We start from the raw sequence: 18,318 nt of genomic DNA, 5'->3' as shown, positions 1-18,318 counted from the left end.
TCATGCCTCCGACGGCAGCGTTTGCCCAGGTCAGATGCGGTGGGCCGCCCGGGGATCGAACCCAGAACCCGCGGATTAAAGGAGGGCCGACCCGCCCCAGGCGGGCTGCCACACACCTGCTGACCTGGCCGTTTGCCTGTCAGACCTGTCACAGATGGCCCTCGACGACTGCGTTTCATTGACAGTTTCCCGGTCACCTTCGGGGACGCCGCGCATGCGGGAAAATCGGGTGCGGTTGCCCGCCGACGTCGGTGGTTCTTGGCGCAGGTGAGCCCGTTTGACAGTTTGACGCTGGGAGCTACTTCGGGTGCTGCGCATTGTCGCTACGAGCACGACGGTCCGACTCCTTCCCTTCCCCGCTGGCTCCCGCGGGCAGCCGCTTCTGTCCGATCCGGGATCTCAAGAGGGATGGCGTGGACAACGTCGATGAGGACGAGCTACTTGTCGAGCGGGTGGCAGCGCTCGACCTCGGCAAGGCCGCGTTGGAGGCGTGCGTGCGGGTGCCCCACGACTCCAGACCAGGCCGCCGAATGCAGGAGGTGCGCGGCTTCGCCACCACCACCCCAGCACTGATAGGCATGGCCGACTGGTTCCGCACCTGCGGAGTCCACCGTGTGGTGATGGAGTCGACCAGTGACTACTGGAAGGGCGTCTACTACCTACTCGAGACCGCCGGCTTCGACTGCTGGCTGGTCAACGCCCGCGAGGTGAAGAACGTGCCGGGCCGCCCCAAGACCAACAAACTCGATGCCATCTGGCTGGCCAAAGTCGCCGAACGAGGCATGTGCCGGCCATCCCTGGTGCACCCCAAACCGATCCGGCAACTGCGAGACCTCACCCGATACCGGCGGACCCTGATCCGAGACCGAGGACGGGAGATGCAACGGGTCGAGAAGCTATTGGAAGACGCCCAAATCAAGCTCAGCTCAGTGGTCAGCGACCTCTTCGGGGTGTCGGGACGGGCGATGATGCACGCGCACATCGCCGGGCAGCGGAACCCGAAGGTACTCCCCGCCATGGCCAAGGGCCGAATGCGCACCAAGACCATCGCACTGCAAGAGGCACTGACCGGGTTCTTCACCGACCACCACGCCACCATCCTGGCGACCATGCTGGACAACATCGACCGCCTCGGCGTCCAGATCACCGACCTCGACGCCAAGATCGAGCTGGCGATCGCCCCTTCGCCCACCAGGTCGACCAACTCGACGCCATCACCGGAGTCGGCGTCACCTCCGCCCAAGAACTGATCGCCGAGATCGGCATCGACATGAACCGCTTCCCCACCGCCGCCCACCTGGTGTCCTGGGCCAAGTTCTGCCCACAAGTCCACGCCTCCGCCGGCAAGACCAAGAACAAAGGCAGAGGCGGCGGCAACCCATGGCTGGCCGCCACCCCCGGCAACATCGCCGCCGCAGCAGCCCGCACCGACACCTTCCTCGGCGCCCGCTACCGGCGCATCGCCCGCCGCCGCGGTAAACAGAAAGCAATCGTCGCCACCGGCAACACCCTGCTCACCATCGCCTACCACCTACTCACCGACCCCGAAGCCCGCTTCCACGACCTCGGCGCCGACCACTACGAATCCCGCATCAACAAAGAACGCCACGCCCGCAACCTGGCCACCCAACTACAAGCAGCCACCGGCCAAAAGATCCTCATCCGCAACGGCAAAGCCGTCATCCTCGAACCCGAAGCCGCCTAACCACCACCCACCACTCCAGCGCTGACCGGCCATCACTGGTCGGGGTTCGCTGCCGCCTGCCTGGTGACCGTGAGATTTTCGGGTCAGAACCATTGACAGACCGTCCAGCGCCGTACGAATCGAGACTTCGACATAGGTGCTGGGCTGCGGGAGCGTGATCATCGCGGGCGCCATGGACAGGGCTACAGCCACCGCCACGATGCCGACGGCGGCAGGGAGGACGCGGTGTCCCTTCCCCACCGCCCACTACGAACGAGAGGCGATCCGCAGCGCGGTCAGTCTCCCCGCCCGCCGAGTTGTGGTTGCGGAGATCGTGTGTGTGGCGTTCGTCTACTCGATCTTGCCGGTTTCCGGTTGTGTTCTGTCGCCTGTGAGTGCTGTACTGATCGGCCGTTTGTGGTCCGGGTGATTGGCGGAGGCTTCATGGCGTATGCGGAGGCACCGCCGCAACCGCTCGGTCGTAATCGGGATTTCCTGCTGCTGATGCTGGGGCAGGCAGGTTCGTTGGTTGGGTCGAGCATGACCACCCTGGCCCTTGTGATGCTGGCCTACGCGATCACGGAATCGGCGGCTCTGGCCGGGGTGGTGAGCGCGGTCTACGGCGTCGGCCTGGCGGCCATGATGCTGCCGGCCGGCGCCATCGTGGATCGGGTTGACCGCAAGAAGGTCATGATCGTGACCGCAGCCGGCGGAGCGGTCGTACTTGTGAGCATTCCTGTGGCGGCCGCCATGTGGTCGGTCACCTTCCCGCACTTGATCGTGGTCGCCGGCTTGGGCGGGGCGTTGACGTGCTTCTACAACCCGGCCGAGATGGCGGCGTTGAAGGAGGTCGTTCCTCCGGTCCAGATGGGTACGGCGATGGCCGCGAACCAAGGCAGGGGCGCCATTGCGAGCCTGATCGGCCCGCCTGCTGCCGCGCTGCTCTACGGGATCGGTCGAACCCTTCCGTTTCTGATCGACGCGCTGACTTTCGCCATTGCGGCTGTGTGCACCGCAATGGTCCGCCGACCACTGCCGGCACCGCAAAGACCGAGAAGCCAGAGTCTCGCCCGCGACGTGGTCGAGGGCGTTGGCTGGCTACGTCGTGCGCGACCGGTACGGGATCTGGTCGTGTCCACGATGGTGTCAAATATCGCGTTCACGGGAGCGGCAACGACAGTTCTGCTTGCCCTGCAACAGGGGGGCACCCCGCCATCACATCTGGGGCTACTGCAGGCCAGCTACGGGCTCGCAGGCATCGCCGGCTCGCTGTTGGCGTCAGCAGTGCTACGTCGTGCCACGGTGGGCGCCATCGTGCGCAGCGTATTTTGGCTGCTCGCCAGCTTCCAACTATTCCTGACGCTTCACGCTTCGATCTGGTGGTTGGGCCTCTTCATCGCGCTGGGCTATCTGGTTGTTGGTCCGTCGAACACAGCCATGTCGGCGTACCAAGTGCACGTCACCCCGCCGACGATGCTGGGACGCTCGGAAGCCGCTGCCAGCTTTGGACGAGTTGTCATGATCCCAATTGGTTCGTCGTTCGCCGGTGTGCTCCTGGAAGCGGTAGGCCGAGTTCCAACCACTCTCGTGTTCGCCGCAGTCATGGGCGTTGCAGCCACGATCGCCACATTCAGCCGACCACTTCGTTCAACACCGAAGACCACAGAACTGCACACAATCGATCCGCTGCGCTAACGACGCCGTGCCCGGAGCACACCAGGCTAACCACTCATGGCCGGCCGTGCCCGGCCGGGACTGTCTGATTAACGGACAGTCCCCGCCGGGCCGCCGACCGACACCAGCTCGCCGGCCTCGCGCAACCAGCAAGGCCCCAGCCGCGTCAAGCCCTCGACTGCCCTCGCAGCTCAGCAGGATGTAGTGGCTGCTCACCGCCCCTATGGACCGCTGTGATCCGACAGCTGATCCGCGACACATGTCCGCCAGCTGAGGTGCGACACAGGCGTCGTGTTGGCCCCGCCCCACGTCGTCGCCGTCGGGAGCGGAGAGAGGATCGGCGAGGGCTGAGTTCCCTTGGCGACGCTGTTGCCCGCTATGAAGAGGAAACGGGGGACTTGGCGAAGCGGTCGGTCGCGGCGATGACGGCTTCTGCAGTTCCGGTGGCGTGCGTGCCGTGCTCGATGATCACCAGTTCGGATCCCTGCCACGCGTTGTGCAACACCCACGGTTTGCCGGTAAGCGCGCCGAGGTCGAGTTGCCCGTGCACGATTACGCTGGGGATGTCCTTCAGCACGTGCCCCTTGCGGGCCAGCTCGTCGTCTGCCAACCAACACCGGTTGCTGAAGTAGTGCGTGACCAGGCGGGCGAAGGCGAGCTGGAACCGAGGCTCCCACGGCTCGCGCTCGACCTCACGGCCGGGCGGGACCGTGGCGATAGCGTCCTCCCAAGCGCACCAGTCCTCGGCTGCTTTGCGGTGCACAGCGGGGTCGGGGTCCATGAGCAGGCGGTGGTAGGCGGCCGAGATGTCCTCGCCCGGATCGGGGACGCCGGCGAGGAAGCGCTCGTAAGCCTCGGGGGCCAAGCCGCCGAAGCCGCGGATCAGCCACTCGACCTCGCAGTGCCTGCCGGTGGCGACGGCGGTCACGATCATCTCAGAGACTCGCTCAGCCTGGATCCGTGGACCGGGTGAGTGGTCTTTCGGCGCGGTAGCAGAGAAAGTGCCTTCTGGATCGGGAGAATCTGGAGTGTCGACGTCCTGATCCAACCCGATCCAAAAGGCACTGACAGTGAAACTACCGCATGGGTGGTCTCGGACCACGCCGGTGTTCGATGAGCAGAATCTGGTGTCGTGCGCGGGCCTGGTGCCGGTGATGGCGCTGGCGGAGCGGGCGGGCCTGTCGGAGCTGGTGGGCGAGCGGGTCGCGATCACGGAGACGACGGTGGCTTCGGCGGCGGCCAACCCGGCGGGCAAGCTCACCTCGATCATCGCGGGGATGGCCGCGGGCGCGGACTGTATCGATGATCTGGATGTGATCCGGTCCGGTGGGATGCGCCGCCTGTTCGGCGGGGTGTACGCGCCGGCGACGCTCGGCCAGTTTCTACGGGAGTTCACCCACGGCCACACCCAGCAGTTGGCCTCGGTCGCGCGGGCCCATCTGGTCGGTCTTGTTCAGGCCACCAACCTGCTGCCCGGCATTGAGGATCAGGTGTTCATCGACATCGACTCACTGCTGCGTCCGGTGTATGGGCACGCCAAACAAGGCGGGAGTTTCGGGCACACCAAGATCGCCGGCAGGCAGGTGCTGCGCCGCGGCCTGTCACCGCTGGCCACCACGATCAGCACAACCCAGGGGGCGCCGGTGGTGGCTGGGATCCGGCTCCGAGCCGGGCGGGCCGCCTCTGGCAAGGGCGCGGCGAGCATGGTGGCCGAGGCGATCGCCACCGCCCGCGCCGCCGGCGCCAGCGGGCAGATCCTGATGCGGGGCGACTCGGCGTATGGCAACCACGTCGTGGTCGCCGCGTGTGTGAAAGCCGGGGTCCGGTTCTCCGTCGTGCTCACCAAGAACCCGGCAGTCACCGCCGCGATCGCCTCCATCGCCGAGGACGCCTGGACACCGGTGCACTACCCCGGCGCGGTCACCGATCCCGACACCGGTGAGTTGATCTCCGACGCCGAGGTCGCCGAGACGGAGTTCACCGCGTTCACCTCCACCAAGCACCCGGTCACCGCCCGGCTGGTCGTGCGCAGGGTCCGTGACCGCGCCCGCGACCAGGCCGGCGATCAGGAGCTGTTCCCGGTCTGGCGTCATCACCCGTTCTTCACCAACAACACCGAACCGACCGCGCAGGCTGACATCACCCACCGCCGGCACGCGATCATCGAAACGGTGTTCGCTGATCTGATCGACGGGCCGTTGGCTCATCTGCCCTCAGGACGGTTCGCCGCGAACAGTGCGTGGGCGATCTGCGCCGCCATCTGCCACAACCTGCTCCGCGCCGCCGGCACCCTCACCAGCCCCCGCCACGCCACCGCCCGCGGCGCTACCCTGCGCCGCCACATCGTCACCGTCCCCGCCAGGATCGCCCGCCCCGGGCGCCGGAGAGTCCTGCACCTACCCGAGCACTGGCCCTGGGCCCAACACTGGAACAACCTTTGGCACAACGTGTTCCGCCCCGCAACCGGGCCACCACGCGTCGCCTGAAACCTGCCCACCCGCCGTCAAGGCCCGACCAGAAACCAAAGGAAAGCTGGGCAGACCAGCAATCCCGACCTGCCCAGCCGCAGCCCTCCACCACTCAAACGCAAACCAAGATCACCAAACCCCCGTCCACGGATCGAGGCTCAGGGTGGCGCAGCGCGTAGGTCAGCGAGAGCACTGAGCCCCAGGAAACGCCGAACAGCAGCCACTTGTCGATGCCCAGGTGCTCGCGCAACTGCTCCATGTCGCGGATCAGGTGGTCGGTGGTGTTGGTGGACAGGTCGATCTCGGGCTCGCTGGCGTGCGGAGTGCTCCGGCCGCAATTGCGTTGGTCGAACGAGACCACGCGGTAGACGGCGGGGTCGAATTGGCCGGGGGAACGCGCGCCGCAGCCCGAGCCGGGGCCACCGTGCACGTACAGCGCAGGCTTGCCGTCCGGGTTGCCGCACGCCATCCAGTACACGCTGTGCCCGTCACCGACGTCGAGCATGCCGTGGTCGTAAGGCTCCATCTGGGGGTACATCCGTCGCGTCCTCCCGTCAGAAATGACAGCACTCATATAAATGCGATAGCCGGTGAGTCTCGCCGTCAGGACGGTGGTACGCAACACTTCTCAGCCAGGGGGCAATACGTGATCGTCCACACCTGGCCAAGCGCCGCATGACCGGTGGAGCCGGTGGGACATCTAGGCCAAGTCGCACCTCAGCGGGCGGACATGTGTCGCGGATCAGCTGTCGGATCACACCCGATTACAAGGAACAGGCACCGTGATCACGAGGTGCTCGTACATGCTCGTGCGGTCGTCGGCCTGGTGCTCATCGTCGCCCGGTGTTGCAGCGCGTTGGGGTCAGGCTGGGGTCACGTCGGCGACACAGGAAAGCCACTCGGCCGCCGGCCGAGTGCGGCACAATCGGCTCCGTGGCGGGCAGAGATCATCGACGAGTGGTCGCATGCACGCTCGCGGCCGGCGTCATGGTGGTGCTCGCGGGCGTGACGGGCTGCTCCGCACTCGCCGACGCACCAGGATGCTCCGACCGAGACGAGCGCCTCGCGTCGAGGCTGAACGACGTCCCCGAACTTCAACTGCACCCGCCCGGCACAACACTCCACGATCACTACTCCGGCTGCGACCAGAACGACGGCTTCGCGCATGCTGGCCGCACCTACCGCCCAGTCGACGACATCGACACCGTGACTGCGCACTACCGCGACGCCGCAACCACCGCGGGCTGGAAACTCCCACGTGTCGACGACACCCCGGTACCGCAGGACGGACTGGCCACCTCAGGCGCCCGCCTGTGCTTCACCCGCACCATCGAAGGAACAACCGCCTACCTGGCCGTGTGGTTCCCCAGCGACTTCGGCGACAAGCGCTCCGACGTCAGCGTCGAACTGACCGCCAGCCACGACGGCGAGGCAGGGTGCTGATACAGCGGACCGGGCTGCCAGCGTGGGACCGCGACCCGCATGACCAGCTTGGAAGCCTGGCGGGGACCCTGGTCGTGGCCCACGTCTCGCGGCGCGGCTACTCGTGGTGCACCGCTAATCGCCGTTCCAGACTGTGCCTTGTGGCACGCCAATTGCACGCCGGGGCCTCCGACATCCTTGGTCGTTAGAGATCTCGGACGTGAAGGAGGCTGCGGAGGTTGAGTGGCCGTCGCAGCTCGGGCCGTTCCAGGCCGTCCACAATCACGGATGCGCCGAGCCAGGTGGCCCCGGCGTCTGCGACCAGCCCCTGGCAGGCAAGCGCCTGGGCGCCGGTGGCGATCCAGTCGTCAACGAGCAAGGCCCGGTCACCGCTGTTGATGAGGTTCCGACGGAATCCCAGAGTGAGATGCCGGTCCTCATAGTCCGGGGGTGTCGTGCGCTGCCACAGCCGGTCGCTGTCGGCTGACCGGACCGGATCCTTGCGAACCTCGATCAAGCCCAGACCAAGGTGCTGCGCGACGAGAGAGCCGAGCAGGCAACCGCGAGATTGGAGCCCGAGGACCACAGTCGGGTGAGTGTCGCTGAACTGGTCAGCGAGGGCTGGCCCCAGCGACGCCAACACTTCGGGGTCGCGCCACCAGCCAGTCTCGTTCGCCGAACGCCACTCGTCCTTCCGGTCGCTCACCCATTCGAAGGTGCGACGGAGGCGCTCTCGCAGTTCGCTGGTTGGTAATGATCGATTCCTCACGGCCCCGACAATGCACCACATCGGGCCAGAGCGTTGAACGGGCGTCGGGGTTTGGCCGGTGTCCTGGTGCGCCGTGAGGCGCTGTTGGTTCGAGTGGAGGTGGGAGACCGTGCGCCACGAGGCGCTGTGATCCGCGTGCGGGTCAGCCGGCCGCCGAGGATGTGCTCATTTTTCGCCCATCGGTTACAAAACTGAAGGGCTGAAACACTCGGGCGCCTGGGTGTTTCAGCATCCAGCGAGGACGACGGAGCAAGCCAGTCGCCGGCCGCGTCGTCGGCGAGCGTGCGGGCCACCTGCTTCATCGCGACGATCTGTTGCTGCGCGTGTTGTCCACAGGTGGCTACCGTCTGTGCGCATGCGGCGGGTTTGTCCATTATGCTCCATTCTGACGTGAAGCTGGGCGGATGGCTTTGCGGGGGAAGGGGCCGAAGGTGGAGGACAACACGGAGGTCGGCGACGTCCTGTGGTTGCAGTCCGCACAACGCCCGAGCGCGGTCTTGCTTCGGATTGGTGGTGTGTTCGGGCTGGCCTTCGCGGCGGTGGTCGCGGTGCTGGTCACGGCGCTTTACGAGCCGGTACGGATGCCGCTTCCGCCCGTTCCCGGCCGGGATGCGGACCTTGACGGGAGCCTGTTCCTCGCCATTGTTATCGGCGTCTGGCTGGTCTGCCAGGTCCTGGGCGTGGCGGTGCTGGCGCTGGGCGTCCGAACTGGCGAACGTGTGCGGGTGTTGGTGGCGATTGCGTGGCTCGCATGGTCGTCTGCCGTCGGTGTTATGGAACTCGGGTGGGTCCTTCGAGAAGGGTTCCGGCGGGGCACGGCTATTAGCGAGGCGCCCGAGATCCCGGTGCTGAACGGGTTGCTGCTGCTGGCCGCGGGATTGTCGCTTGTGCTATTGCTCGGTTTCAGCCTCTGCCTGCTGTTGTGCAGGAACCCGGCACGGCGGTCGAATCTACGGCGGTACCGGCGGGCAATGGTCGCGGTCGCGCTCCTGTCTCCGTTTACGATCCTGGCGGGCGGGATCCTGCTGCCTAACCTTGGGGTATTCGTCTGGTGCCTGCCAACGACGCTGTTCGGCCTGGGGGTGGTGTACTTCCTGCAGCGTCATCGACGGATGCCGTTTCGTGTGCTACTTGTGGCTGCTGGCCTTGGTGGCCTGATCGCGCCCGGCTTCGCCGTTGTTGTGAACTTTCACGTGGCGACCCATGCGCAGGTGTTCCTGCCAACCAGCGGGCACTTCATCGCGCTGCTCAGCGTCGTCTCGTCGGTCGGTGAGGAAGGCGTCAAAGCCGTCGTTGTGGCACTGGTCTACGTGTTCTCCCGACGCTGGTTTGATGGCGTCGTACCGGGTCTGGTCGTGGGTGCCGCTACCGGGCTTGGGTTCAACCTCGTTGAGAGCGTCCAGTACATGGCCGCAGGCGGTGGCGACACGGCGATGTTCCATCACTGGCTCAGACAGGGCGTCGGCCTGATGGGTGGACATCTTGCGTTCACAGCCCTGACTGGCGCGGGCATCGGCGTTGCGAGCCAGCTCAGCGGCGCCTCGAGGAAGACAGTCGCGGTTGTGTCGGGTCTGCTTCCCGCAATCTGCGCCCATTTCGCGAGCAACTACGTCCTCATCACCGGTGTGCACAACCAACTGCTTCCCGATGCAAGTCCGGCGCTGCAGACGATGGTCGTACTTCCGACTCTGATGATCTTGCTGCAGGGCCCATTCGCTTTGCTGTGCGTGCTCGTGCTGCGCCGCGGCCTTCGTGAGCAGGCCGAGATGGTGGCGGCCGGGCTGCGGGCAGAGACTGCGAAGGAGTCTGGGGCGGTGACGTCGCTGGAGGTGGCGATCCTTAGCAGCCCACCCCACAGGTTCCGGATGAACATCGACGCCCTCCGCGGTGGCGGGGTTGCGGCGTACCGGATGCTCAGGAGGTTGCAGCGGACCCAGCTCGAGTTGGCGATGGCACACGTGGAGCAGTCCGCGAACGAGGTGGAGACACTGCGGAGAAGGGTGCTTGAGATGAAAGAGACGATGCTGCATACCTTCGCGACAGAGACCGAAGGAGCGATCGCGTGATGCGACGATTGGCCCTCTGGACCGGCCTGGGTCTCTTCTTCCTCCTGTTCATGCCAGGAACCGCCGCGGCGGCCTGCAACCTCAAGTACGACAACAACGGTAACGTGCCAGGTCAGCAAGCCGGCGAGTGTGCCGGCGCGATACCCGCCGCCGGCTCGGCTGTGCTTGGTGTCGGTTCGATCCTGGCGGCCGCAGGAGCAGCCGCTGCCACCTACGGCCGAGGAAACATGAAGTCCATCAACCAGGCCCTGGCGGGAATTTACCGCGGCAGCCGGGTAGCAGCCAGCAACTACCCGCCGACCAGAAACAGGGTTTCCCTGCCAAAAGGTGTCCGACACCAGATCTACCTACGCCAGCCCCGCGCCGCGAACGGCGAAGACTTCATCTGCGCGGTCACCGGACAGACAATCCCCTGTCAGCGTTACGCTGACGGGCCATTCAAAGGCAAGGCGATGCGCTGGGACGCGGCAACCGGGCGAAAGCTGGACCCTTCCGACCCGAACTTCAGCGGCGGCCTGACTCACCCTGACGAGCGCGCGATCACGTTCGGGCACAAGCCCGGGCATGAGTGGCGCCACGCACAGATCCACGGGTGGCGCCACCGCCTGAACCGGCCGCAAGTCAAGGGCCTGCAGCGCGACCCGGACATTTACCAGGTCGAAGTCCGGAGCCTGGCCCACGGTCACGAGTGGGACCCGTCATACATCAACTACTGGCGACCCACCTAAAACAAGGCATCCGAACCCTGTAACCCAACAGACGTACGGGCGCTGCAAACCAACTCACCGGTGGCACGCTTGTCCGATCGGGAACGGCAATCGAGCATGTCCGCAGCGAACTGGCCCAACCGCCTGGGCCGAAGGTTCACGATCTGTCGGCGTACCGGTCGGTGGAGTGCGTTCAGGCGTACGTCGGGTCGGGCAGGGACGACATCGGCCGATCGTGGTTGATGGGGTTGCTGTACTCCACTGCGGTACTCGGGCATCCCCGCACGATGGGCCTCGGGCGGGCGTGCCCTCGTTCATGCTTCGGGATCGTCGTCCTGGTGCAACCGTCGTTCGGCGGTGCAGGTCGCTAGGACGCCCGCCCGAGCGAGCTGCCCGCGAGACGGGACCCGCGCGATTGTTGAGCGCCTCCGCTGCCGGCCGGGGGTAAGTCCGTTGCATGGCTGGGGCAGGTTCGCTAGCGTGCCTGCCGTGACGATGTGATCTCGCTGGCCGCCACCCTCCGGGTCTGCGGCTTTCCGCATGTCTCATTCGTGCCGCCACGTGCGGTTACTTCAGTGTGGAGAGATCACGATGCATTATCTCGATGGCCAGTCTGACCGGGCCCTCGTCGACCTCGTTGAGAGAGCGGAGGCCGATCCTTCGGTGCTCGGCCTCTTCTTGCACGGGTCACGCGCCTTCGAGGGCATCGCCACCCCGCAGTCGGATTATGACCTGGCTGTGATCACCGACGACAGCGAGCAGGGCAAGCTCTGGCAAGACGAGAGATCGGGAGCGCTGGACCTGCATTCCACGTCTCTGGCTGAATGGCGTTCCCACGTCCTGGACGGCCCACGCTGGTCAGACGGCAGTGAACGCTGGCCCGACTGGGGGGCGCGTTACATCAACGCTCACGTACGGGTACTGATTGACCGGCTCGACGGTCAGCTCACCGCGATCGTACGTGAAGCAGCCTCGTTCCCCGCACGTAGCCGGGAACGGCTACCGGCCATGCTCGACCACTACATCAACCTGCTCTATCGCTCACTCAAGAACTGGCGGGACGGCCGCCCGTTGGAGGGCCACCTCGATGCTGCCGAGAGCATGGACCTGGCGCTCTGGGTGATCTTCGCCATGCACGAGCGGCTCAGGCCACCGAACAAGTACCTGCGCTGGGAGCTTCAGCGGCACCCACTCGGCGCAGAAGCGTGGGGCGAAACTCGTCTGCTCGAACGGGTTCGACGCGTGTTAGCTGACGGCGATCCCGATACCCAACGCAGCCTGTTCCGCGACATCGAGACGACCGCCCGAGTAAACGGTCTCGGCGAGACGGTAGACGGCTGGGGTATGGAGCTAAAGCTCCTGCATGGTGACCGATAGTCGCTCGGTTTGCTGCTCTACGCCCAGCCCCGAGGACGGCGCCCCGGCGCCGCCCGCAGGGGGCTGGGCGGTTCCGCCGCGTCAGCGGCGCCTTGACTACTAAAGAGGCAAGTACAGCAGCTGGCGCGACATCGACCTTGTGCTCCGTCGGCTGATGTGCAACACGCGTCCGACAGTTGATGTGCGACAAGCGAGCTGGGTGTCGAGGTGTGTCGTTCAGCAGCCGCTCGAGGTCGTCTGCTGGTGCGACGCAGCGGAAGCCATGTCGTCGTCACACATGGTCACGGCCGCGTCGTTGCTCAATGTTGGCGTGGCTTGGTCGAACGGGTTGGTCAATGCGCCGCCATCGGTGAAGCTCGCTGCGGCGGCGTGGCGGGCGGCTATCTCCAGCGCCCGACGTCGCAGCTCGGCGCGGAGTTCGGGAGGGTCGAGCACCTCGAAGTCGGCGACGAAGCGTCCCGAGTCACATCGGGACCACAAGTACGACCTTGTTCGTCGCGTGGTGTGGGAGATCGCTGTCGGCGAGGAGTCGGCGGCCTGGCGAGAAGAGGATCTGATCTTCGCGCTTCGGCCCCCGTTCAACGGCAATCTGGACGACCGCGCACCTGATCTGGTCGGGAAGGACGCGCACGTCCCCTACATCATCGTCGCCGAGGTAGCAGGGACGCTCAGCTTCAGCCTGGAACCCGATCCCCTTTCGACTGGGCGGGCCTACGGATGCTTCCCCCACCTGGGCAAGGGCATGGGGACCCGTCTTGGAATCGCGTGCAGCGACGGCTACACGGCACTCCTGCGTCTCCTGTGGGCGGCGGCGGGTCAAGGCACCCACGTGCCCGCCTCGATCACTAGATCGGCGCCGCCGTCGTTCACCGTGCCAGTCCCGTCGGCGCTTCGGGACGGCCTGCACCGGTTCCTCTCCGGAACAAGACCTCGACTGGCCGACGAACTGCTTCACGCCGCGTCCCATCGACCGGAGTACATGCGGCCGGCGCTGCGCCGCGACAAGGAAGCCGCGCTTCAGTTCTTCGCAGCCGGGCCGCAACTGGTGCGCACGCGTCGACTGCACCATCGCCTCCGCGCCAGAGTTCTCGACGTCGAGACATACCGGAGTCTCGTCGCCGACGAGATAAGGCCAGTGATCAGCGGCGATCCCCACAGATGACGTCTCTGGCAACCCTGAAGCAATGCTGCTTGGCGAATCGTCGGCCTGGTCGTACTTGTTGCCTGCCCACCGTCGATCGCGACCGAATCATGTCAAAAGCTGGAGGTTAGGTGTAGGTGTCTTTGCCGGTCACGGGTCGGGTCCGGCGTACTCGAGGACCCGGAACGAGCCGCCGCGCTGGCGGACGGGGCCTCGTGTACGTCGCGTCGAGGCAGCTTCGCCGGGGCGGCGACCAGCAGAATCATTGACAAATGGTCGGCCGGCCATGCCTCCGACAGCGGCATATGCCCAGGTCAGATGCGGTGGGTGGTGTGGATGAGATCGTGCTGTCCTTGTATGCCAGGGGGATCGGTTGAATCCGCCCCGCTGGCGCGCTGGGGAAGTGACCACGGGCCCCTTCAGGGCCAGTTCGATGGTCACCACCGTCTCGAAGACCTCGGTGTATCCGGAGGTCACCAAGGTCATTTCGATGAGATGGTCGGGTTCGAGCCGGAGGAAGCGGCCGTAGTACGGCTGGCGACCGTCGTTTCCGTACCGGCCGGCCCGGCGACCGTCTTCGGCCCGGGTCAGAAGAAGAACGGAATATTGACGTCGGCCGCCTTCAGCCGATCGGGCTCGGCGTGCCGCCACGTGTCCATCCTGTTGCTCCAGGCGTGGAAGACCTCCGTCGGTGACACCCCGACTGTCTCCTCGACGGTCACCTCGAACAAGTCCTTCGAAAACTCCGGTTGGGGATCCAGGTTGTTGGCATGACCGTCCTCTCGGTTCATCCTGGTAGAGAGGCCCCGATGAGCGCGATGAGGGCAAGAGTCAACCTTCACGGCGTGCGGGGGTTGTGTCTCGAACGAAGAAACGCGGGTTTGCTACGTGATCTTCGTACCCGTCCGACCGGTCACCTCGCAGTCAGACGGGAAAGGTGTCCATCCTTGGACCAAGGTCGAGATGCGCGAAGGTCGTCGCGCCCTGTGAGCGGTGGACGATAGGTCCCGCGGTCGGCACCGTGCGGGGCATGACCAACCCTCCATCCGCGCTCGAGGAGTCCCCCGCCGCGCCGGCCCTCCCCCTGTGGAAGGTGCACTCGGCCGTCGACCTCAACACCGACACCCCGATCGTTGTGGTCCAACTCGGCTCCGAGGACGCGCTCGTCCCGGCGGACTTCGCCCGCGGCATCTCTGTGCAGTGCGCGACGGCGGCCGCCGGGTCGGAGGCGGAGGTCGCGTACGTGCGGCTACTGCGAAGCAAGGGCATCGACGGCGAGGACGAACTTCGCCGCGAGCTCGCGGCGCTGTACCTGAGCTACGAGAGGCTCTGACGCAGTCGGCCCCCTCCGGACGGTGGAGGGGGCCAACGTGTGCCCGGGGGCTACAGCTGGACGGTGTCCTCGCGGTCGGCGAGGAGGGTGCCCGGCTCACCCTCGCCGGTGAGGCCGAGGCTGCGCGGGTCGTTCCCGTCGCCAAGTCCACCGTCGTAGGAGGAGCTTCCGTTTCCGGGGGTGTACTGCATGATGCCTAACCTTTCTTGCTACTACGCCCTGCCGTCGTCGACAGGGACGTCATGGGTGCCCAGCGGCTCACGGTCCGCGGGGGCAGTCGCGGGGGCGAGGATTCGACGCTCGGGGTGCTGCTCGTCCATGTCGCGGATCTCTTTGCCGCTCTTGGTCCGGCACCAGCAGCCCACCGGCGCTTCGCAGGTCGGGCAGGGGCGCCTGAGCACCCGCTCGAGGATAGTCAGCTCGTGGGGTGTGTACCTGTCGGCGAGGTCAGTCCAGATCCATGCCGTGTTGGCGCTCATGTCCGTCTCCCATGTGTGCGCGAGGGCGCGGCGGCCCACCTCTCGGAGGGGGCGACCTCCGGCCGCCGCGCCGCATGGCTATGAACTGTAGCGCTACGTTGCGCCTGGTATCGATTGGAGTCGCTTCGTAGCCCAAACTCGCGAAACTGACCGACACGCTTAGCGTCGAGCTATGGGCCCTGACGCGACCATTGATCACGGCGCGCCGCTGACACCGCACCGGCAGCTCGCGGAGATCCTGCGCGCCCGGATCGCCCGAGGTGACTGGCAGCCGGGTCGGGCGATCACAGCTGAGGCGCGCCTCGCCGAGGAGTACGGGGTCGCGCGCTCCACGGTGCGCCGCACTATCGCCCTACTCGCCACCGAGGGGGACGTGTTTGTCGTGCCGCAGCGCGGCACGTTCGTCTCAGAGAAGTAGCCGTGACCCGTCCTGTCCTGTTGTCGACCGATCGGCCGTATCAGGATTGGGCGCCGGTGGGACTGTTCCTCATGACAGACTGACACCCAGTTGGTCGCCGGGGGCGGCCAGCGAGACGTAGGGCCCGACCCACCTGGGGTATGACCTATGCGGCCCCCTCGCATTTCTGGGGCCGGGCCAGAAGGGCTACGGCAGGTCTTCCGGGTCGGGCAGGGTGAAGGTTGACGTCAACCGACGTGGGGTAGACGTCCGGGTATGCCCAATCGGTACATCACTGGACCGGCGTTCCAAAGGGGTGGCAGCGTCATCCTCTGGTCCTTCAAGCTGGGGACCGGCGACGCGTACTGGGGTTACTCCGATGATGAGTCGGCACTGGTGGCAATACCGCAGGCGGGCGACGACACCTACCTCGTACGGATCCAAACTTGACGAAGCACACGCCAACATGCCGCTCGAACGGCTGTGCGCCACGACCCGGGTAGACCCGGATCGGGTGCGGCTGGTCCCTCAGGAAGGTGCGGCCGACTAGGCCCCCGGTTTACTCGAACGCGTGTTCGAGGCATCATGTTCCTGTGGGGGACAGAAGCGGTACAAGATGGAGGCCGACGGCTTCGAGGTGCCCGTGGGCGCCCGCCGTCACGACCTGGACGAAGGCCGTGGAAGCGATCCATGCTGCCAACCGCGACGGCATCTTCTCCGCCGATGGCACCTGGCGCGGCCCGCTCGATGACAAGCTCCTCTCCCCCATACTGGAGGGCCCGCACCGCATCCGGCGCGGTGAGCGCGTCGACGGGCAAGACACCGTCCTAGCCGTCTCCGCCGGCGACACGTTCGAGGACATCCAAGATCGGCTGTACCGGGCCCGGCACTACGCCAGCCCGCGCATGGTCACCCGCTCCCGGATCGCTGACGTGCTCTACGCCGGGATCGACGCCGGCCTGCTCGAGGTGGTGCCCACGGCGCGCGTCGACGACGCGGTCGACATGGTGCTGGAGCGGATCGGGGACGGCATATTGTCCTACCGGATGCTCGCCTACCACGGGCAGGGGCTCCGTGAATGGCTCGGCCTGCCGGCCGAGTGGACGGACTCAGCAGAGCAGGCCGCCAACCGTGGCCGTCAGCTGTGCGCAGGGCAGGAACCACAGCCCAAGCCACAGGAGTACGACGAGAACGCCTGGGCGCTATGACCCCCGATGTTCCCGGGTCCCCCGGAACCCCTCGTACCCGGACTTGGCGCGGGCCTTGAGGGCCCCGGCCAGCCTCCGCACCTGCCTGTCGTCGCGCCCCCGCAGCGCTGCGACAGTCTTGGGGAACTCCGTCTCCAGCTGCTCAAGGACCTGAGGGATCGAAGGGTTGCCCCTCCAGTTCTCAGAGAGCTGCTGCAGCACGTCCAGGACGGCGTCCTCATCAAGGTCGATCTGGCTGAGCACGAAGTCGTCGGGATGGACAGCCTCCATGCCGAACTTCTTGTGGGCGGCGTCCGGGAAGTCCTTCAGGTTGTAGGTGACGATCACATGCGCGTGGGACTTGATCGCGGCAGCGACGACGTGGCGATCGTCCGGGTCGGGGATCCCCTTCACCGACTCGATGAGGTCTTCGTAGCCAAGGACGAGGCAGTCCCGGATGCCTCTGATCATCCGGGACCGCACTTCGTCGAGCTTTGCCGGGTCGATGTCTGGTCGTTGTGTTCGTATGGCCGCGAACGTCTCATCGAGGATCTGGTTGGTCCACTTGGCCTGGAAGAGCCGCGCCCTGCCGAGGCGGATCAGCAGATCCCGAACGTTGTTGCCGTAGAGCACTCATGCGTCGTAGACCACAACGAATGACACTGGGTTACACCCTAGCTCCTGTGATAGAGCGGAGAGCTCGTCCACCGCCGCGCGGCGCCGCTCGTCGTCGCGCTTCTGGTATTCGATCAGGGACTCCGCTTTGACCCTTCGGTGACTGCCTACTTCGCGCCCCCGTGGCGCGTGTAGAACGCCCCGCGTGCGGAGGATCCGCCATCAACGGCATGGTGTTCGTCCGGGGGCACCGGTCCAGCTACGACGCCTGGGTGGCCGCCGGCGCGACGGGTTGGGGCTTCGCGGACCTCCTCCCCTTCTTCAGGCGCAGCGAGAACGCCGTCGGGCGAGTCTCCGACCTGCGAGGTGTCGATGGCCCGCTGACCGTGGCGCCCGCGAGTCCTCCTCATCCCGTTCCGACCGCGCTCCTCCAGGCCGCGACGGAGGTCGGGCACCGTCGCGCCACCGACATCAGCGGCGGCGACGAGGAGGGATTCGGCTGGACCGACCTGAACATCATCGATGGACGGAGGCAGAGTGCCGCCGACGCCTATCTCACTCCGGCGCTCGCCCGCTCCAAACTGGACGTCGTGACCGACGCACTCGTCCACCGCGTCCTCATCACGCGCGGACGCCGCACCGGGGTCGAGTACAGCGTCGGAGGGTCCCTAACCTCTGTCGGCTGTTCAGCAGAGGTGGTGTTGACCGCGGGCAGCATCGGCTCACCGCAGGTACTGATGCTCTCGGGCATCGGTCCACCGTCCCAGCTGCACGAGTTGGGGATCGAGGTCGCCGCGGACCTTCCCGGCGTCGGGTCGAACTTGCAGGACCACCCTGTCGCCAACCTCGCCTACCAGGCGGCACGGCCATTCCGCCAGGAACGTACAACCATGGAGAGGCGCTTGGCCTGTTACGCAGCCGGCCGGGCCTGGATGGCCCGGACCTCCAGCTGATCTTCGTCGACGCCACGAGCTTCGCGCGCCCTCGGACGATCTTCCC

Annotated in this window: 22 protein-coding genes; 14 read left to right on the top strand and 8 right to left on the bottom strand. The window is 66.2% G+C overall.

Annotated features, from left to right (window positions below; all coding sequences use genetic code 11):
• Positions 1-413 precede the first annotated feature (413 nt).
• From HEB94_RS49465 to HEB94_RS23915, 3 genes are all read left to right on the top strand, one after another.
• A complete protein-coding gene (locus HEB94_RS49465; RefSeq protein WP_202896508.1) occupies positions 414-1,250 on the top strand; it encodes an IS110 family RNA-guided transposase in 837 nt (278 codons plus the stop codon).
• The gene (locus tag HEB94_RS49460) at positions 1,214-1,705 is read left to right on the top strand and encodes a transposase (RefSeq protein WP_337918546.1); all 492 of its coding nucleotides are present in this window, start codon (positions 1,214-1,216) and stop codon (positions 1,703-1,705) included. Before HEB94_RS49465 ends, HEB94_RS49460 begins: the two co-directional genes overlap by 37 nt.
• 423 nt (positions 1,706-2,128) lie before the next feature.
• Positions 2,129-3,379 (top strand): MFS transporter, encoded by a 1,251-nt coding sequence (locus HEB94_RS23915; protein ID WP_192751975.1) that lies wholly within the window; start codon positions 2,129-2,131, stop codon positions 3,377-3,379.
• A gap of 355 nt (positions 3,380-3,734) precedes the next feature.
• On the opposite strand, the gene HEB94_RS23910 is transcribed toward HEB94_RS23915, so the two are convergent.
• Positions 3,735-4,292, bottom strand: a complete 558-nt coding sequence (locus HEB94_RS23910) for a hypothetical protein (RefSeq protein WP_192751974.1) — start codon at positions 4,290-4,292, stop codon at positions 3,735-3,737.
• A 136-nt stretch (positions 4,293-4,428) separates the two neighbouring features.
• Between HEB94_RS23910 and HEB94_RS23905 the strand changes: the two genes are divergently transcribed.
• A complete protein-coding gene (locus HEB94_RS23905) occupies positions 4,429-5,844 on the top strand; it encodes an IS1380 family transposase (protein WP_192751973.1) in 1,416 nt (471 codons plus the stop codon).
• A gap of 94 nt (positions 5,845-5,938) precedes the next feature.
• On the opposite strand, the gene HEB94_RS23900 is transcribed toward HEB94_RS23905, so the two are convergent.
• Positions 5,939-6,352, bottom strand: a complete 414-nt coding sequence (locus HEB94_RS23900) for an alpha/beta fold hydrolase (protein ID WP_238361608.1) — start codon at positions 6,350-6,352, stop codon at positions 5,939-5,941.
• 431 nt (positions 6,353-6,783) lie between these two features.
• Here HEB94_RS23900 and HEB94_RS23895 point away from each other — a divergent pair, with 431 nt between their 5' ends.
• Complete coding sequence (locus tag HEB94_RS23895) at positions 6,784-7,269, top strand: hypothetical protein (RefSeq protein WP_192751971.1); 486 nt, start codon at positions 6,784-6,786, stop codon at positions 7,267-7,269.
• A 184-nt stretch (positions 7,270-7,453) separates the two neighbouring features.
• On the opposite strand, the gene HEB94_RS23890 is transcribed toward HEB94_RS23895, so the two are convergent.
• A complete protein-coding gene (locus HEB94_RS23890) occupies positions 7,454-7,954 on the bottom strand; it encodes a phosphoribosyltransferase family protein (RefSeq protein ID WP_337917943.1) in 501 nt (166 codons plus the stop codon).
• A gap of 494 nt (positions 7,955-8,448) precedes the next feature.
• Between HEB94_RS23890 and HEB94_RS53690 the strand changes: the two genes are divergently transcribed.
• The 3 genes from HEB94_RS53690 to HEB94_RS23875 all read left to right on the top strand — a co-directional run bounded on the left by HEB94_RS53690 (position 8,449) and on the right by HEB94_RS23875 (position 12,167).
• Positions 8,449-10,083 (top strand): PrsW family glutamic-type intramembrane protease, encoded by a 1,635-nt coding sequence (locus HEB94_RS53690; protein WP_192751969.1) that lies wholly within the window; start codon positions 8,449-8,451, stop codon positions 10,081-10,083.
• Positions 10,083-10,811 carry a GH-E family nuclease gene (locus HEB94_RS23880; RefSeq protein WP_238362519.1) on the top strand — a complete coding sequence of 243 codons (729 nt, stop codon included), beginning with the start codon at positions 10,083-10,085 and terminating at the stop codon, positions 10,809-10,811. Before HEB94_RS53690 ends, HEB94_RS23880 begins: the two co-directional genes overlap by 1 nt.
• A 570-nt stretch (positions 10,812-11,381) precedes the next feature.
• Entirely contained in the window at positions 11,382-12,167 is a 786-nt protein-coding gene (locus HEB94_RS23875; protein ID WP_192751967.1) for a nucleotidyltransferase domain-containing protein, read from the top strand.
• A 216-nt stretch (positions 12,168-12,383) separates the two neighbouring features.
• Here HEB94_RS23875 and HEB94_RS23870 read toward each other — a convergent pair whose 3' ends face one another.
• Complete coding sequence (locus HEB94_RS23870; RefSeq protein ID WP_192751966.1) at positions 12,384-12,647, bottom strand: hypothetical protein; 264 nt, start codon at positions 12,645-12,647, stop codon at positions 12,384-12,386.
• Between the two features lie 22 nt (positions 12,648-12,669).
• On the opposite strand from HEB94_RS23870, the gene HEB94_RS23865 reads away from it, so the two are divergent.
• Entirely contained in the window at positions 12,670-13,329 is a 660-nt protein-coding gene (locus tag HEB94_RS23865; protein ID WP_192751965.1) for a hypothetical protein, read from the top strand.
• Positions 13,330-13,895: 566 nt separating this feature from the next.
• On the opposite strand, the gene HEB94_RS23860 is transcribed toward HEB94_RS23865, so the two are convergent.
• The gene (locus HEB94_RS23860) at positions 13,896-14,099 is read right to left on the bottom strand and encodes a hypothetical protein (RefSeq protein WP_192751964.1); all 204 of its coding nucleotides are present in this window, start codon (positions 14,097-14,099) and stop codon (positions 13,896-13,898) included.
• A gap of 239 nt (positions 14,100-14,338) precedes the next feature.
• On the opposite strand from HEB94_RS23860, the gene HEB94_RS23855 reads away from it, so the two are divergent.
• Positions 14,339-14,641, top strand: coding sequence for a hypothetical protein (locus HEB94_RS23855; protein ID WP_192751963.1), 303 nt, complete (start codon positions 14,339-14,341; stop codon positions 14,639-14,641).
• Between the two features lie 50 nt (positions 14,642-14,691).
• Here HEB94_RS23855 and HEB94_RS23850 read toward each other — a convergent pair whose 3' ends face one another.
• Positions 14,692-14,832 carry a hypothetical protein gene (locus HEB94_RS23850; RefSeq protein WP_192751962.1) on the bottom strand — a complete coding sequence of 47 codons (141 nt, stop codon included), beginning with the start codon at positions 14,830-14,832 and terminating at the stop codon, positions 14,692-14,694.
• A gap of 21 nt (positions 14,833-14,853) precedes the next feature.
• Positions 14,854-15,120, bottom strand: a complete 267-nt coding sequence (locus HEB94_RS23845) for a zinc finger domain-containing protein (protein ID WP_192751961.1) — start codon at positions 15,118-15,120, stop codon at positions 14,854-14,856.
• Positions 15,121-15,292: 172 nt separating this feature from the next.
• Here HEB94_RS23845 and HEB94_RS23840 point away from each other — a divergent pair, with 172 nt between their 5' ends.
• From HEB94_RS23840 to HEB94_RS23830, 3 genes are all read left to right on the top strand, one after another.
• The gene (locus HEB94_RS23840; protein ID WP_192751960.1) at positions 15,293-15,538 is read left to right on the top strand and encodes a winged helix-turn-helix domain-containing protein; all 246 of its coding nucleotides are present in this window, start codon (positions 15,293-15,295) and stop codon (positions 15,536-15,538) included.
• Positions 15,539-15,793: 255 nt separating this feature from the next.
• Positions 15,794-15,967, top strand: coding sequence for a hypothetical protein (locus tag HEB94_RS23835; protein ID WP_192751959.1), 174 nt, complete (start codon positions 15,794-15,796; stop codon positions 15,965-15,967).
• A gap of 227 nt (positions 15,968-16,194) precedes the next feature.
• Entirely contained in the window at positions 16,195-16,725 is a 531-nt protein-coding gene (locus HEB94_RS23830) for a hypothetical protein (RefSeq protein ID WP_192751958.1), read from the top strand.
• Here the strand turns inward: HEB94_RS23830 and HEB94_RS23825 are convergent.
• Positions 16,720-17,337, bottom strand: a complete 618-nt coding sequence (locus HEB94_RS23825; protein WP_202896507.1) for a VapC50 family PIN domain-containing toxin — start codon at positions 17,335-17,337, stop codon at positions 16,720-16,722. The two genes, HEB94_RS23830 and HEB94_RS23825, sit on opposite strands and share 6 nt — an antisense overlap.
• A gap of 164 nt (positions 17,338-17,501) precedes the next feature.
• Between HEB94_RS23825 and HEB94_RS23820 the strand changes: the two genes are divergently transcribed.
• Positions 17,502-18,272 carry a GMC family oxidoreductase gene (locus tag HEB94_RS23820; RefSeq protein ID WP_337917940.1) on the top strand — a complete coding sequence of 257 codons (771 nt, stop codon included), beginning with the start codon at positions 17,502-17,504 and terminating at the stop codon, positions 18,270-18,272.
• Positions 18,273-18,318 lie beyond the last annotated feature (46 nt).

The organism is Actinopolymorpha pittospori (assembly GCF_014873875.1).
GTDB classification, from domain to species: Bacteria; Actinomycetota; Actinomycetes; order Propionibacteriales; family Actinopolymorphaceae; genus Actinopolymorpha; species Actinopolymorpha pittospori.
This window is presented reverse-complemented; position numbering and strand designations above follow the sequence as displayed.

Bases quoted from the DNA above. Each gene is read 5' to 3' on its own strand.
- HEB94_RS23915 (WP_192751975.1), top strand. From the start codon at position 2,129: ATGGCGTATGCGGAGGCACCGCCGCAACCGCTCGGTCGTAATCGGGAT.
- HEB94_RS23910 (WP_192751974.1), bottom strand. From the start codon at position 4,292: ATGATCGTGACCGCCGTCGCCACCGGCAGGCACTGCGAGGTCGAGTGG.
- HEB94_RS23900 (WP_238361608.1), bottom strand. From the start codon at position 6,352: ATGGAGCCTTACGACCACGGCATGCTCGACGTCGGTGACGGGCACAGC.
- HEB94_RS23880 (WP_238362519.1), top strand. From the start codon at position 10,083: ATGCGACGATTGGCCCTCTGGACCGGCCTGGGTCTCTTCTTCCTCCTG.
- HEB94_RS23875 (WP_192751967.1), top strand. From the start codon at position 11,382: ATGCATTATCTCGATGGCCAGTCTGACCGGGCCCTCGTCGACCTCGTT.
- HEB94_RS23860 (WP_192751964.1), bottom strand. From the start codon at position 14,099: ATGAACCGAGAGGACGGTCATGCCAACAACCTGGATCCCCAACCGGAG.
- HEB94_RS23855 (WP_192751963.1), top strand. From the start codon at position 14,339: ATGACCAACCCTCCATCCGCGCTCGAGGAGTCCCCCGCCGCGCCGGCC.
- HEB94_RS23850 (WP_192751962.1), bottom strand. From the start codon at position 14,832: ATGCAGTACACCCCCGGAAACGGAAGCTCCTCCTACGACGGTGGACTT.
- HEB94_RS23845 (WP_192751961.1), bottom strand. From the start codon at position 15,120: ATGAGCGCCAACACGGCATGGATCTGGACTGACCTCGCCGACAGGTAC.
- HEB94_RS23840 (WP_192751960.1), top strand. From the start codon at position 15,293: ATGGGCCCTGACGCGACCATTGATCACGGCGCGCCGCTGACACCGCAC.
- HEB94_RS23835 (WP_192751959.1), top strand. From the start codon at position 15,794: ATGCCCAATCGGTACATCACTGGACCGGCGTTCCAAAGGGGTGGCAGC.